The sequence below is a fragment of the Pedobacter caeni genome, assembly GCF_900129215.1.
Lineage (GTDB): Bacteria > Bacteroidota > Bacteroidia > Sphingobacteriales > Sphingobacteriaceae > Pedobacter > Pedobacter caeni.
The window spans coordinates 474,884-489,541 of sequence record NZ_FQUQ01000005.1; the positions used below are offsets into that span (position 1 = coordinate 474,884).

Annotated in this window: 9 protein-coding genes; 4 read left to right on the forward strand and 5 right to left on the reverse strand. The window is 43.0% G+C overall.

Annotation, left to right across the window (positions count from 1 at the left end; translation table 11 throughout):
* Nucleotides 1-33: 33 nt before the first annotated feature.
* The gene (locus BUC20_RS33630; RefSeq protein WP_084529286.1) at nt 34-1,128 is read left to right on the forward strand and encodes an ankyrin repeat domain-containing protein; all 1,095 of its coding nucleotides are present in this window, start codon (nt 34-36) and stop codon (nt 1,126-1,128) included.
* Between the two features lie 17 nt (nt 1,129-1,145).
* Here BUC20_RS33630 and BUC20_RS25965 read toward each other — a convergent pair whose 3' ends face one another.
* Together BUC20_RS25965 and BUC20_RS25970 are read right to left on the reverse strand one after the other, a co-directional pair.
* Nucleotides 1,146-1,667 carry a hypothetical protein gene (locus BUC20_RS25965; RefSeq protein ID WP_073235044.1) on the reverse strand — a complete coding sequence of 174 codons (522 nt, stop codon included), beginning with the start codon at nt 1,665-1,667 and terminating at the stop codon, nt 1,146-1,148.
* A gap of 14 nt (nt 1,668-1,681) precedes the next feature.
* Nucleotides 1,682-2,242: a hypothetical protein gene (locus BUC20_RS25970; protein WP_073235047.1), complete on the reverse strand. Its 561-nt coding sequence runs from the start codon at nt 2,240-2,242 to the stop codon at nt 1,682-1,684.
* Between the two features lie 134 nt (nt 2,243-2,376).
* On the opposite strand from BUC20_RS25970, the gene BUC20_RS25975 reads away from it, so the two are divergent.
* Nucleotides 2,377-2,952: a hypothetical protein gene (locus BUC20_RS25975; RefSeq protein ID WP_073235050.1), complete on the forward strand. Its 576-nt coding sequence runs from the start codon at nt 2,377-2,379 to the stop codon at nt 2,950-2,952.
* A 77-nt stretch (nt 2,953-3,029) separates the two neighbouring features.
* On the opposite strand, the gene BUC20_RS25980 is transcribed toward BUC20_RS25975, so the two are convergent.
* Nucleotides 3,030-3,518, reverse strand: a complete 489-nt coding sequence (locus BUC20_RS25980) for a hypothetical protein (RefSeq protein ID WP_234994604.1) — start codon at nt 3,516-3,518, stop codon at nt 3,030-3,032.
* 191 nt (nt 3,519-3,709) lie between these two features.
* On the opposite strand from BUC20_RS25980, the gene BUC20_RS25985 reads away from it, so the two are divergent.
* Nucleotides 3,710-5,101 carry an aminopeptidase P family protein gene (locus BUC20_RS25985; protein WP_073235052.1) on the forward strand — a complete coding sequence of 464 codons (1,392 nt, stop codon included), beginning with the start codon at nt 3,710-3,712 and terminating at the stop codon, nt 5,099-5,101.
* A gap of 62 nt (nt 5,102-5,163) precedes the next feature.
* Here BUC20_RS25985 and BUC20_RS25990 read toward each other — a convergent pair whose 3' ends face one another.
* Both BUC20_RS25990 and BUC20_RS25995 read right to left on the reverse strand, forming a co-directional pair.
* Nucleotides 5,164-12,474: a LamG-like jellyroll fold domain-containing protein gene (locus BUC20_RS25990; protein ID WP_073235055.1), complete on the reverse strand. Its 7,311-nt coding sequence runs from the start codon at nt 12,472-12,474 to the stop codon at nt 5,164-5,166.
* A 466-nt stretch (nt 12,475-12,940) separates the two neighbouring features.
* Nucleotides 12,941-13,717 carry a DUF2750 domain-containing protein gene (locus BUC20_RS25995; RefSeq protein WP_073235057.1) on the reverse strand — a complete coding sequence of 259 codons (777 nt, stop codon included), beginning with the start codon at nt 13,715-13,717 and terminating at the stop codon, nt 12,941-12,943.
* Between the two features lie 120 nt (nt 13,718-13,837).
* On the opposite strand from BUC20_RS25995, the gene BUC20_RS26000 reads away from it, so the two are divergent.
* A complete protein-coding gene (locus BUC20_RS26000; protein WP_073235060.1) occupies nt 13,838-14,635 on the forward strand; it encodes an alpha/beta fold hydrolase in 798 nt (265 codons plus the stop codon).
* Nucleotides 14,636-14,658 lie beyond the last annotated feature (23 nt).

Below are 14,658 nucleotides of genomic sequence, written 5' to 3' on the forward strand. Positions count from 1 at the left end.
ATGGTAATTTAGCGGGAAACTTAAATTGAAGATATGTTTTTTGGATTGTTTAAGCGTAAAGAGAAGGCGAAAATAGAAGAACCCGCGGCTATTCTTAAAGAAGGAGTTATTCCTGAAAGCGCAATACCTGAAAAAAGAACAGGATTGAAATTAATACCAGCTCAACACAGAGCGGAACTATCGATGGCTATTGCCAAAGGAAAAATAAAAGAGCTGAAGACGATCATTGAACAGAATGATATTGACGTTGATGCTTTCGTTGATGATGTCTATTATACCCCTTTGATCATGAAGGCCGTTACTTCATTTGGTATTGCTGAGGAGGAAGATCGCTTAATAATGATTCGTTACTTACTGGAAAAAGGAGCCAACCCTAATGTGAAGTGTAAGAGCGGCTACAATAGCCTGCATGTGACTTTACAACAGGAGAAACTCGTGAAAGTCTCGGCACTACTCCTGGAATTTAACGGGGATGTGAATCTCCCTGATCACAATGGTTGTACGGTAGCCTATTGGGCGCTTCAGGGTTTCCCATGGAGAACCGAAGCTGAGGTCCGCCAGCTTCATCTGAATGTGGTTGAACAGATCATGATGCTTGGTGCAGATCTGGACTATCCAAACAGACATGGGGTAACGCCAAGGAAATGGCTGGAACATACTCCTGAAGATGTTAAACTGTTGGTGGCCAGATGTGCCTTGCTAAAACCAGTTTATAGGCCAGACCCGAAACTTCAATCTGAATTTCCCAGTGATTTACAGCATTCGGATGTGGCAAAGAAAATATGGAAGACAATGGTTCCTCCCAGTGGACAGGCGGATACTGTTCAGGGTGAATTGCTAAGGGCAATTGAGAAGCTCAGAGATGAGGCGCATAGAAATGGAAACATTAACTATTCAGCCAGTCATAAGCTACTGGCACAATTTGTAATGAACACGCTGATCAATTCGGAATTATTTAATCAGAAAGAGATCGCACAAATCAAAAGAGAAGCGAAGAAATTAATGAAAGCATCAGCACCTTATTTAGAAGATGATGCTTATGATTACCTCACAGATCAGATTTGTATTTTCTACCTCAAAAATGAACATCCTATTCCGCATCAACGCAACCTGGATATCCTCTGTTAATGAGGAACTGTCATCTGTTAAAGACCAATAACTGTATGCTCTTCAACTTTAACGAGACACATTTTGCAGGTTTTTCTGAGCGTATTTACAAGGCTTTTAAAACCAAACATTCTGGTATTGATCCGGACTTCTGTCATTGGTACTTCCATGGATTCTGAAAGTCTCAACAGATCGTAACAAATTCTAAGCCCCGGACGATAAGCTACTGGCCGATCGCTGAAAGGGGCATAATGACCTCTTCCATAATCAACATATTCGAGTCCCTTTAAGTCTATCGTCCTGTTTTTATTCCATGGAACGAAATACCTGATTTTTAGCCTGTTTTCCAATAGTTCAATCTTACAGCTGTACCTGCAAAAGAAGTAATAGAACAGCAACAGGAAAGCAGGGAGGTAGAAAACCAATCCCAAAAGATTGGCCTTGTTTAGCAGGCATAACAACAGAATCACAACTGGTAAACCTATTAAAATATAAGTGTTAACAGGATAACCAGACTTAAACAATAACTGTTCTTTTTTAATGGGGGAGCTCCTCTTCATATCCGTTTCTTACCTTACTTAAGCTTCCTGCTGTTTTGTCTGGCGGTTTTCATCGCCAGGCTATCCACACGTTCAGCGTATCCCATCATCCCATTTTCCTCTACAGTTCCATAATAAATATCCTTAAATGGCAGGTTTGGCATTGGTTTTTTACTCTTAAAAAGAAAGGCAACCAAGGTATCCACAGGAGGATTGTCATAATTACTGTCAGACATGCTGATGTAACTGAGCTGTTGACCTGCTTTTAATTTACCTTTGTAGACTTTCATCACAATGCCTCTGAAAATTTTGATTGCAAGATAGATCGAATCGACCTTTGTCAATTTAACTTTAACCACATCTGAAGATTTAACCTGAAGTTGACTGATAAAGGACCTGGAAGGGTAAGGTTCTTCTGCTTCATCGGGGCCTGTAGCCGGACCTGCAACTGTATCCCTGAGGATGGCATCGGATACGACAGGGGAGTCTGAAACAATAGCGGTATCAGGCGTTTTATTTTTTTTCTTGTTGGAATTGCTGTTGCAGGAAATCATGAGCAACGAAAGAAAGATGGCAATATAAAAGCGCTTGATCATAAGATGTTGTTATTCTAAAATTATATCCCGCAATTTTCTTTATGGTGTCTGATGATTAAGTTTGCGTCTGTTTTTCGTAACTTGAATCACAATATATGGAATATTGACTAAAAACAAACGATGATCACTCCATAATGAAATTAATCCCTTTATATCAAATGATTTTATGTTGCAGCCTTATTTTCTGCCTGCAACAAACAAAAGCACAGCGCCCCTCAAACGTTGCGGTTTTAAAAGAGCATACCGCTGAACAGGACCTGCCCGTCAATGAATATTTAGTCTCCGCTATAAAACCAATCAAAGCAAACTATAATAAACTAAATAGCATTGCTAAATGGCAGAAGGTAAAGCGGATCGATCTTGATTTCTCCTCGGAAGGTGGGGAAGCAAAGTTCTACTACCTGAAAAACGGATTACAAAAAATGGTGGTCAGGCAGTTTGCCGAAATGAGCCAGAAGCTTTCTGAGTATTACCTGATGCAGGGGAAACTCTCTTTTGTTTATGAAACAGAAATGCGCTATAAGAGCACACTCGAAACCAAAGATGCGGAGGTGGTGTCGGACCGTTTTTATTTTGCTAAGGGGAAACTGTTTCACCTGATCAATAGTGAAGATTGTGGCGCACCTTTTTCATCTGATTATATGAAAGGAGAAGAGGAAAGGATCTTTGAAGAATACAACCAGCTGCGCAAGCTGTCTTTAGAAAAATGATCCATCATCAGAAAAACAAAAAAGGCGAAATAATCAAATACTTCGCCTTTCAGTTTCACAGGTTGAATTTTCTTTATTTAGAACGTAAAACGTACGCCTAAACCTATATCACCGCCCCAGAATTCTGTGTCAGGTGTAAATTGTAAAGCAGGAACCCAATCCAAAGACAGATTGATCGGTGCATTTTTAAATTTATAGTCTAGCCCTAAAACCCCATTTGCAGACAGGTATACATCACTGCCACCACCATGTTTGATCTTGTAAGCACCAACGGTCGCACCTCCACCATAAAACCAGTTGAAGCCTTCAACACCTTTAATCGGATTGTAAACCTCGTATAAACCAGTCAGGTTAAGAAAAGTAACACCGCTATTGCTTCTGAAGTTTCCAATCAATTCCAACATCGCACCTTTGTTCAGTGTTGTTTTGAAACTTACTCCGTTGGCATTACCAAAACGGCCGCCGATTGCATTTTTGTAATCCTGAGCATTTGCATTGCTGGTGCTCATGGTAAACAACACCGCAGCAGCGGTAAAAGAAAAAAGTAATTTTTTAATGTTCATCATGTATTTGTTTGTGTTTAATAGCTTGGTGAAAGGTTTTTTGTTGTCCCACAAAACTAAAAAGCCAACCGCTGACTTACAATCGTGGTAAACCAGTAGTTTTTTCTACTGGTTTACGGGTATTTTTTACAGTATCCTGTACCTAACCACATGAAGTTTCTTTAACTTTGAATCAATACCCTAAAACCAAAAATATGTTTCATAAAAACGAATATATAGCAAGACGAAAACAACTTGCCGGACAATTCAGTTCAGGAATCCTGCTCTTTTTAGGAAATGAAGAGAGTCCGATGAACTTCCTTGACAATACTTATCATTTCAGACAAGACAGTACTTTCCTTTATTACTTTGGAATTCAGGACCCGGGACTGGCGGCAATCATCGATATTGATGAAGATAAAGTGATCCTGTTTGGAAATGAAATGAGTATGGATGCCATCGTATGGATGGGCAGACAAAAGACCCTTGCTGCGAAAGCCGATGATGCCGGAATTACCTCCGTATCCCCATCGTCCCAACTAGAAACTTATCTTAAAACGGCAAAAGGAAGGAAAGTTCATTTCCTGCCTCCATACCGTGCGGAATCTAAAATAAAACTGGCAGATTTGCTGGACCTTAAACTGAATGACCTGAGTGCAGCAGTATCTGTGCCCTTCATTAAAGCTGTTGTGGCACAACGTTCGGTAAAATCAGCAGTAGAGCTGGCAGAGCTGGATAAAGCTTCAGAGGTCTCTGCGGATATGCACCTGATCGCTATGCAAATTGCAAGACCAGGAATGTCAGAAAACGAAATCGCTGCTGCGGTTCATCAGGTTGCACTGAAATCCGGCGGACAACTGTCATACCCGATCATTTTAACTGTTCAGGGACATATCCTGCACAACCATTACCATGGCAACATTTTAAAAGAAGGGGATTTGGTCTTAAACGATTCAGGTGCGGAAACAGCTATGGGCTATGCCGGCGACCTTACCCGTACTTTCCCTGCAGGGAAAAAGTTCCTTCCGGAACAAAAGGATGCTTATAACATCGTACTTCATGCCTATCAGGAAGCGGTAAAAACATTGAAACCGGGAGTGCGTTACCTGGATCTTCATTATAAATCCTGCCTCAGCCTTGCAGAAGGATTAAAATCTCTGGGCCTGATGAAAGGAAACCTGGAGGATGCAGTAGCTCAGGGAGCTCATGCCTTGTTCTTTCAATGTGGTACAGGTCACATGATGGGACTGGATGTGCACGATATGGAAGACCTTGGTGAACAATATGTTGGCTATACTCACGAGCTGAAAAAGAATACCACTCAGTTCGGCCTGAAATCCCTGAGGTTAGGCAAAGCCCTGGAAGAAGGTTATGTGTTAACAGTAGAACCAGGACTTTACTTTATTCCCGAACTGATCGATCAGTGGAAAGAAAGTAATCAATTTTCAGAATACATCAATTACGATAAAGTGGAAGCCTATAGAAACTTTGGCGGAATCAGGGTGGAAGACGATTATGTCGTGACCAGTGATGGCTTCCGCAAGCTGGGTAAAGACCTGGCGATCACGGTGGAAGAGGTAGAAGAAGTCAGGGCTAAGGCTTATTAGAAATCAAAACGGGGATGCCATAACAGCATCCCCGTTTTGATTAAATTACCTGATGAATTAGCTTACCTGATCAAGGTGATGAAACCTGTATAAGGTTTGTTCGTTCCCAGATCAATCGAATAGAAATAAGTATCTTCTCTCAATGGGCTTCCATTAAATAAGCCTTCCCAATAATTAGAATCATTGGAATAGCTCCTGGTGCTAAATACAATCTGCCCCGTCTTCGTGAAAATGCTCACTTTATTATTCGGGAAATTCGAAATGTCTTCAATGATCCATTTGTCATTTCTGCCATCTCCGTTTGGCGTAATGATGTTGGATGCCTGTATGGCATCTTTCTTTTTCTCCAGATTTATAATGATCGTACCCGAGGTGGTTGTCAAGCCCTTATTATCTGTAGCGATAGCAGAGATATAATAAGTGCCCGCATCTTTTGGCTGCCATTTAAAGGTATATGGTGCAGTCAAAATGCTGGCAATTTTGGCAGACCTTTCAAAGAACTCCACCTTTGCAACTGAGCCATCCGCATCTGTGGCCTGTGCAGTGATGCTTACTTTTTTGTTTGGATTAAAAAGGCTTCCGTTTTCAGGACTGACGATGGCAATTGCCGGTGCCATATTTACCGGTACAATTTCCAGCGTAAGCACTGCTGAACTACTTTCTCCGCCATTATTGTCTTTCGCTTTTGCGGTAAGCTGATGAACACCAACCGTTGCCCCGGTCCAGCTCATCTGAAAAGGAGCAGTGGTGCTTTCTCCGATTTTTACCGCGCCATCGTAGAATTCAACAAGCGCAATAGTTCCGTCACTGTCTGTCGCTTCCGATTGGATAAGAATGGGTTGAGCAGTGTCATAACTGGTGTTTTGTTCTGGCGAGATTAAAGCGACTACCGGCAGCACATTGGTTTTAACGGAAATGGATACCGTATCTGTAGCCACTAAGCCAGCATTGTCAACGGCTTTCGCAACCAGTTGATAAGTCCCTGCAGGAAGAGGCTCAAGTGTATAACTGAAAGCTGATGATCCTGCTAAGGAGATGAGCTTTGCGGCCCCGTTATATAGCTCCACCAAAGGTGCATTACCATCCGGATCAGAAGCCATTCCTGTAATTTTTATCGAATCTGTGGTTTTATAGTTTGCATTGTTTGCCGGTGCACTGAAGGCAATAGCCGGTGCAGAATTGGCTTTGCTGTCGATCATGACCTGACTATTCCTGAAATCAGTAGTTCCGGCAGTAAAAGAAGTAAAGCCTGTTTGACTGGCACCTATCGAGCGTGTATTCCAGCCTCCGTTTTGATTGAAAGCACGCTTGTACAGGCTTAGGTTGATGCTGCTATTGGCAACACCAGATAATTCGGCGCTCTCAATGGCACTGGCTTCAGCATCGCCATAATTTCTGATGATCCAGTATTTTGAATCCAGAGACGTCGTGTTTTCAACAGGACTGAAAGGTAGGCTGTTCAGTTTGCTGATCACCACATTTCCTTTAGGATAAGTTCCTGTTGAACCATAGTTCAGGGCGAGTCCGGTGAGGTCAAAATCATACTTCCCGGCAGCATTTACGACCAAAGTCTGACTTATTCCATTGGCTACCGGAGCAGAAGAAATGTCGCGTTGCACATTTCCTGTTGCCTCAACGATATAGTGGTTAGGGGATACGTCGATGAGCTGACCTGCACCTGCATTCCCCTGTCCCTGTAAATAAACCTTCAGGCCGGATTCATTGCCGCTAAGGGTCAGGTGCATATTTTCCTGAATTTCCTGTGCGGTACGGGCTGTAGACCAGATCCTGAACTCATCCATTTTTCCGTCGAGGGTATTGCCGTCCATACTTCCGATATTAAAGCTATCCCAAAGCGGAGGAGCTGTTGAAGCAGGTTTTGAACCTGATAACTGACCATCAACATAACATTTTGCCAGACCATTGTCGTAGGTAAAGGCGATATGATGCCAAACATTCAAGGTATTAAAGACTCCCGGAACGCTAATCCTTGAGGCGGTATTGTTGGCCACCCCCAGATTCAGGATGTTGTCACTATCCGCATGAATGAGGAAGCTTCCCCAACCATTCCCGACAGACTGGTTCCATGATTTCGCCGAAGCCGGATTTAACCAGTATTCAACAGTAAAAGCGGTCGGTTTCCAGTTTAACCCGGTTATTTTCATCATTCCGGCAGTGCCATCAAACTGGTATGCTTTTCCGGCAAGTGTTTCCACAGGTTCAAAATCACCGATTTTATGAAGTGCCAATTGTCCGAATGAGATGCCGGTACCAGTTGGACTTATGCTGAAGCTCAACGGATCGCTCATCGGGCCTACCATACTTGCGAAAGAATTCCATGCAGGTCCGAAGGCATTGAAAGCGCGACTGTTCAACCGGTATAAACTTTGTGCAGACGAGCCCGACTGTACATTTTTCAGGCTGAGTCCGGTCAATCCCGTAGGGGCAAGGTTGCTTCCGTAATTGTTAATCACCCAATAGGTACTATCCAATACGGAAGGAACAGTGTTTTCGTTTGGAATGGATCTTAAACGACTTACCACTACTTCTCCATTTGGATTTGTGCCACTTTCTGAGAACTGAAGGCTTAATCCTGCGATTGGAAAGTCACTTGTCCCGGCAGCGGTAATTTGCTTGCTTTCGCTAATTCCGGCGGCTACAGGAGCATTGGAGATCACCCTTGTGGCATTGCCATTCAGCGTTACTTTATAGCCATTGTCTGAAAGTTCAGAAACCCCTGTTGCTGCATCCTGAAACTGCAGGTATACTTTTAAGCCAGGCTCATTTCCTACCGAAGTCAGGTGCATGCCTTCACGAACCTGTTGTTGTGTTTTCTCCACAGACCACATCCGGAATTCTTCAATCTCTCCATCAATGGAATTCCCATCTGATGAGCCTATTCTAAAGCTATTCCACATAGGAGGGAGGGAAGAAGCTGTTTTGCTGTCTGCCAGTTTCCCATCTCTGTAGATTTTTGCTACTCCATTATTAAAGGTATACGCATAATGATGCCAGGTATTTACGTCTTTAAAAGCATCAGTGATCAATAATCTGGAAGCCGCATTGTTGGCTACGCCGATATTCACACCTCCGGTATTATCAGAATGGAGCAGGAATGATCCCCATCCATTACCGATCGACTGGTTATAGTTTTTAAATGATTTGGCCTTGTGCCACCATTCAATGGTAAATACTTTTGGCTGCCAGTTGAGTTCCTGAATCTCCAGGTAATCCCCGTTTCCGTCAAAACTCATCGCTTTTCCGGCGATCACATCAGCTTTAATTCCTTTCTGATTTAATTTTACTTCCGACAACAACTGAGTCCCTGCACTGATCTTGATTGTTCCGGTATACTGCTGAGCTGCTGACGGACTAAAACGTGCATAGATCTTAACGTCTTTAACGGTTCCGTTTACAGGATTAAGGGTAAGGAAGGAACCGGCATCCACAAAACTGAGGTTGTCCAGTGAAAGCTCATAACCTTCCGGGGCTTTTACCTGAATGGCCGTTGCGGAAAGATTCGTTCCGGACAGAAGGAAACTTTCTGCTCTTGTCTTTGAACCAGCCCTGGCATCACTGAACACAAGTGAATCCACATTACTCAGGAGAAAAGGGGTGCTGTCTTTGATAAAGAAATATTGTGAATAGGCATTTAAGTTATTCACGGTAATGGTATTGTTGACCTCATCCACTGCAGATGCCGGACCGCTGAACTGCCATTTTGCACTTCCATAGGCAGGTCTGCTCATGACCAGGATTTTCTCCGGATTGAGCTGATCCGCTGCGGTCAGATCTTCGGTACTGCTAAAGGTCAGGTTCATATTCAGGTTGGCATTCGTGTTGAAACGGTTTCCTACCCAATACTCATTGCCAATTTTTACTGCAGAAGGGGAGAAGTCATTAAATGCAGGAGAGCTAAAGTCTATTTTGGAAAAGCCTGCAATTACCGGAGTTACGGCATTGTAAAAGGCAGTAACATTGACCCCATTGCCATAAACTGAACTGCCTGCAACTTCTGATTTTGCCTGCGAAACTCCGCCACCAAATGGATAAGCCGTTTTGATGCGTAAAGGAGTTCCGGTTAGCGTCACTTCTTTTTTGCTGACAATGTCGTACACCTCAGGTTCTGAATTGTCGAAATTTGTATAATAGACCAGGCCGGCTTCATTTCCCTGCACAGGGTGATGGAAACCTTGTTTGATCTCGAATGAGCTTAGCGCTCTGCTCCAGACCTTCACCTCGTCTATTTCTCCTTTAAAATACTTATTGCTCGGACCACTATTCCATAATCCCAGTCTTACCAACCCGTTTGTTGTGTTTAAAGCAAGTGGAGTAGGGGCCAGTTTTTGCTCACCATCGTAATAAAAACTGATGTTTGTTCCATCAAACACAAGGGCATAATGATGCCATTCGCCTTTACTGTTTGGCAAAGTAAAGTCTTTACTGGAATTCCAGAAATTGGCTCTCCAGAGGTTATCTGTGGTAGTGGTTCTCAGACTGAATTCTCCGAGGTTTGTGCCGGTGATTCCGGTAGCAAATACACCGCCATCATTAAAAGCATCGGCCTTTGCCCAAAGTTCGATTGTTCTGGCTTTCGTGCCATTGATGGCTGAATTGTTTCCCAGGGTGATGAACTCCGTACCTGTTCCACTGAAAGCGACTGAGCTGCCCGGTGCTGGCTGGAAAGTATGGTCTTCCCCAAAAACATCCGTACCATTGGCACTGGCTTTAAGCCGGTAATGCCATACTTCTCCGGATTTCATGGCAAAGGGAACTTCCTGCTGAACCACATTGAGGTTAGCACCGGAAAAAGATCCGGGCACATTGGTTTGTGAACCATAGGCTATTGTTGGACCATATTCAAACACGACATTCGTCAGCGTTCCTCCCAATGCGTTGACCTTTCCTGTAAGTAAGGCCCCATTTTTACGGATATTAAATGCTGTTCCGGTAATCAGGTTTTTGAAGTTCTGTAAACCGGTTTCTTTAGGGATACTATTGCTCCTTAAGCCTTGTAAACCATTTGCGCCAATGGACCTTACTGCATACCATTCCTGTTTGCCAGGATCTGAAGCATTCAGAACAAGGGTCGTATCGCTAGTCAGCCCTGCGGATTCCATATACTTTTCTCCCAGTTTGAAGACTTCATATTGAACAGCCGTGCCTGACTTTCTCCAGGATAACTGCAAAGAACTGCTGCCTGCCCAGACCACTTCTAATCCTTCCGGTGCGGCAAGTACATTTACATCATTCACCACACTTTCCTGTGCCGCTCTTTTTACCCTGATCTTTATTTTGGAAGACAGGTTAGGAACAGTCCATTTGAACTGCCGTTTACTGGCTGCAATATTACTGGCAATTGAAGTCCAGGTTGTTCCGTTATCCGCAGAATAATCCAGGTTAAATGTTCCCGGAACGCCATAGGCATCCCAGCGGATGTATTCGGATTTACCAGGACCCATGGATTCGCCTCCCAGGGGATAAGCCATCAGGACTTCATCTTTTACAAATTCATAAACGATGTAGTATTCCTGAGGTCCCTGCGGGATCAGGCTTCCATTGAGATTCAGCGTGTAAGTCCCTGCAACAGGATTGTCTATCGTTACCTGTTCTACGTTATTGATATGATCCACCTTTCTGGTAGGCAGCGAGTTCAGACTCACTGCATTTGCCGCTGTATCCAATCCCCATGGAAGGAAGGTATTGGCTGAAGGATCTGTAACACTCAGGTCAAGGTCATTCACCAGGGATTTTGCTGCTCCTGGTGTCGCTTCGTAATCATGCCAATACAACATGATTCTTACCTGACTGGTCCCTGCTGGTACATCAATAGTGGTGTTCTTTGATTCCCCGTTAGCCAGCTGCCCGGTGCTGAAATTTCTCCCCTGGATGGTTTTAAAGGCCCGGCGTACATTTGGCCGTCCAAAGCCTGTTTTAAAATCAATCCCGGGATTATAGATGTCGTCGGCAGTATTCAGGAGGATGGCTTTGATTAACGCAGAAGGGGCGGTTGCCGCCTGTGTTTCTGCTTTATAAGCCTGATGTAACATTGCAAAAATACCGGAAACCTTAGGTGCTGCATATGAGGTTCCTCCTGAGCCTTCAATGGTCATATCTGGTTTGATTCTGCCATCATAAGCAGGCCCTTTATTGGTCCAGTCCAGGAAATTATCATCATAATCCGTTCCACTGATGGTCAGCAGGTTTTTTGCATGTTTGGCACTTCCGGTGAGGTTACCCCAACCCGGGATGCCGTTGTATTTACCACCTATCGGAACAATGTCTCCACTATTTCCGGAGGAGTAAACCAGCATGGCTTCCGGTCTGGTGCGGATGTAATTGTCGTGTTCATTGGATAAAGAACCATAATTGGCATCAGCACCCCAGCCATAAGACATATTGGTTACCCTGATTTTCTTATTGGGGTCATCATAATTGGTATAGGTATTCTGACCGCTTACCACATAAAAGTTCGATCCCCAGGCATTGGACTGGTCCTTAGGGTCGTAGTTTCCAGCACTTCCCATCCGTTTGGAAACACTCCAGGAGTGACCTCCTGGATTCACATTTACCGAACCCGGAATCATCCTGCCCTGCATATCAATGTCCTGAAGGAAATCATTTTCACGGATGTGTACATTGACACCTGCTCCGTTGTAATTCATTCCGTTATAACCGCTGTTGATATAGTTCGAACGGCCAATGTTATTGCTGAAGATATCACCAGGCCCATCTACTTCCGGTTTAGGTTTGTCTTCTACCGGGGAAATGAACTTGATCTCTTTAATGGCTGCCAATCTCTTCAGCTTGTTCTGAGCGATCCTGATGATCCAGCTTTTGCCTTTAGATTGAATGCTCCCTGCTTTAAGAATATCGGTTTCGGCTAGTGCAAGATCTGCTTCATCATAAAATACCACTTCCACTTCTATCTCGTTTCCTTTTCTGGCGTGCTGAGGGATCTTGTCGCGGAACAGACTTTCTGATAGTTTGAAGCCTTCATCAATGGGCAAGACCGTTCTTATCCCTAAAGCAGGAAACTGCTCTGAGTTGAGTTCCTTCTTAAAATGAGCATAGTAGGAGTAATTGGGAACATAATCCAGAAGCCTGATGCCAAGGTCTTTTAGTTTTTGCTTTTTTGCTGCATCAGGAAGTTCTTCAAACTGAACCAGAAAATACTGGCCTTTGTTATACTTCATCCTTCCTTTTTTCTGATCCAGGAGGATGGTTTTCTGATCTGATTCAAAGCCTTTTTCAGGTTTGAACTCTTTGTTGGTATTGAGGATCCGGAAATCCTTTTCTGCCGGCTTTTTAATTTGCGCAGCCAAAATTGAGGGCACAAGGATGCCCCAAAGAAATAATAGAATTTTCTTCATGGTGGTGGTATGTAAGATTTGGTTGGTTTAGCGCTTAGGTCTGGTATGGATATAAATTAATACCGGAACTTTTTTCTTGAAAATGAAGATCTCAGGCAGAAAGCACTGAAAGAGAAATCGGAAAATTTGAATGGAGTTCATAGGAGAGGATTTAGATTGGTGGTTTATTGCGTTTGGTTGATTAGATCCAATCTAAGATATTTAGTTGATAATCATGAGAATGACTATTGCGCAAACGTTTGATATTGATTTAATGGGTATTTATCCATCTTTTTAGGCCTTTGTAAGGAATAGGGGATGGTATTCCGGATATTTTAGGTATAAACACATCCGATTTCCTGCTTAAAACTCTATTAAATAGGTAGATATATTAGAAAAACTGGTTGTAATATTTGCATTACAATGCAACAGTGTGTATTAAAGCGCAAACGTTTGCATAGAGTCGCTTGTGCAGGTCAATATGGCGCTATAAATCCAGAAAATCATCGTGCACATCGTAATGAATCAATGCTTTGATAAATTCCTCAAATGTCGCATCACGTTTCTGATCCAATACACTGTTTATGACATCCTGCAGCAACTCTGCGGAGTAAATCATATCAAGGTTTTCTTTTCTGGCAGCCTCAGGATAAATTTCCTGATCGCTTTCGTTCACTTCTATGGGGAAGTCGATAAAGAGCTTCGTGCCCGGAACTAATGGTTGGCCGTATATTCCGTATACCGCATAGTTTACGTTTTCGTCTTCTTTTCTACGCACCGAAGTAATGAGTTCTTCGATAGTCATGTAGGATTGCAATGCAAACTTTCCTTTAAGGTCCTTCTTCAGTTGACTTTCAAGCGCTGTTAAACTCCCGGCTCCGTTTAAAATCAGGTGTTTGTTTGTTGATTTTAAATGGTTTATCAGCTCCAATGCCAGTTTCAATGGGTGACATTCCTTTCCGTTCAGGCTGGCATCCCAATTGGTTCCGGCAAGAACTTCGTCTTTAAACATTCCTGGTAACCAATGTTCCAGAAAATAAGCCAACGGAATTTCTGTGGGTTGATAATTCTGCCATTCTTCTTTGGCAAGAAGCCTGGCATATGCCCGGTCGGACCAAAAAGGAAGAACATCAAGTGCCGCTTCATCGTTAGATGGTGAAGATACCCAACCAAAATCTGATTTTAGTCCCCAGACGACTTCGAATTCAACTACCCGTTCTATAAATTTCCTGTGTTTGTAATCGGTGGTAGTGGAATTTTGCATCGTTGTTTTTTTTGCAAGATGCGAAAAAATTCAATCCGTAAAACAAGATTAGGTTATTTAAACAAAACAGAAGTCATACCCAGGGTGTTAGATAGATAGTCTATTTATAACCTATTGAAAATGAGAGAATTTGAGAATAATGGAACTGTCATAAACTATCATATCTATGGCAAAGGAGAAATCACTTTATTATTTGTACATGGTCATTATATCGACCAGTCATACTGGTCGGAGCAGATTGATTTCTTTAAGCGTGATTATACTGTAGTCACGATGGACCTTGCCGGTCATGGCAAATCTGGCAGGACACGCCACGAATGGTCTATTGCAGGGCTTGCAGATGATATCATTGCCTTAATTAAGCACAACCATCTGGAAAAGGTGATTCTGATTGGCCATTCCTTAGGGGGAGACCTTAATCTGATTGCTGCAACAAAATTCCCGGATCCCATCATTGGCTTTGTTGGTGTTGATAATTTTAAAAATGCAGGAAGCCCATTGCCCGAAGAATTTCAGAAACAGGTTGGGAGCATTCTTGAAAATCTGAAGAAAGATTTTGCCGCAACAAACGAACAATATGCGAGAACAGGCTTGCTTGGTCCTGAAACTCCGGCAGAGCTCACAAACCGGGTTGTTGGAGATTTTAGGAATGCTTATGAGCCGATGGGGCAGGCCACTATGCCTGAATTTTTTAAAATCGATCTTGTAGAAAATGACTTACTTCCTCAATTAAAACTGAAGCTTTACCTGATCAATGTAAACAATTCGCCCACCAATATTGAAGCCTTGCAAAAAAATGCAGTCAATGGCTTTGAGTTAAGGGAAATCACTGGTACCTGTCATTATCCGATGCTGGAGCACCCGGATGAATTCAATGAAATGCTAACTGATGTGATCGATGCCATCAGGCAGAAATGATTATCAATTTTGTGACAAAACAG

What these genes read in the sequence shown, in the direction of transcription:
- BUC20_RS25995 (WP_073235057.1), bottom strand. Translation starts at nt 13,717, where the DNA reads ATGCAAAATTCCACTACCACCGATTACAAACACAGGAAATTTATAGAA.
- BUC20_RS25970 (WP_073235047.1), bottom strand. Translation starts at nt 2,242, where the DNA reads ATGATCAAGCGCTTTTATATTGCCATCTTTCTTTCGTTGCTCATGATT.
- BUC20_RS25985 (WP_073235052.1), top strand. Translation starts at nt 3,710, where the DNA reads ATGTTTCATAAAAACGAATATATAGCAAGACGAAAACAACTTGCCGGA.
- BUC20_RS25980 (WP_234994604.1), bottom strand. Translation starts at nt 3,518, where the DNA reads ATGATGAACATTAAAAAATTACTTTTTTCTTTTACCGCTGCTGCGGTG.
- BUC20_RS25990 (WP_073235055.1), bottom strand. Translation starts at nt 12,474, where the DNA reads ATGAAGAAAATTCTATTATTTCTTTGGGGCATCCTTGTGCCCTCAATT.
- BUC20_RS25965 (WP_073235044.1), bottom strand. Translation starts at nt 1,667, where the DNA reads ATGAAGAGGAGCTCCCCCATTAAAAAAGAACAGTTATTGTTTAAGTCT.
- BUC20_RS33630 (WP_084529286.1), top strand. Translation starts at nt 34, where the DNA reads ATGTTTTTTGGATTGTTTAAGCGTAAAGAGAAGGCGAAAATAGAAGAA.
- BUC20_RS25975 (WP_073235050.1), top strand. Translation starts at nt 2,377, where the DNA reads ATGAAATTAATCCCTTTATATCAAATGATTTTATGTTGCAGCCTTATT.
- BUC20_RS26000 (WP_073235060.1), top strand. Translation starts at nt 13,838, where the DNA reads ATGAGAGAATTTGAGAATAATGGAACTGTCATAAACTATCATATCTAT.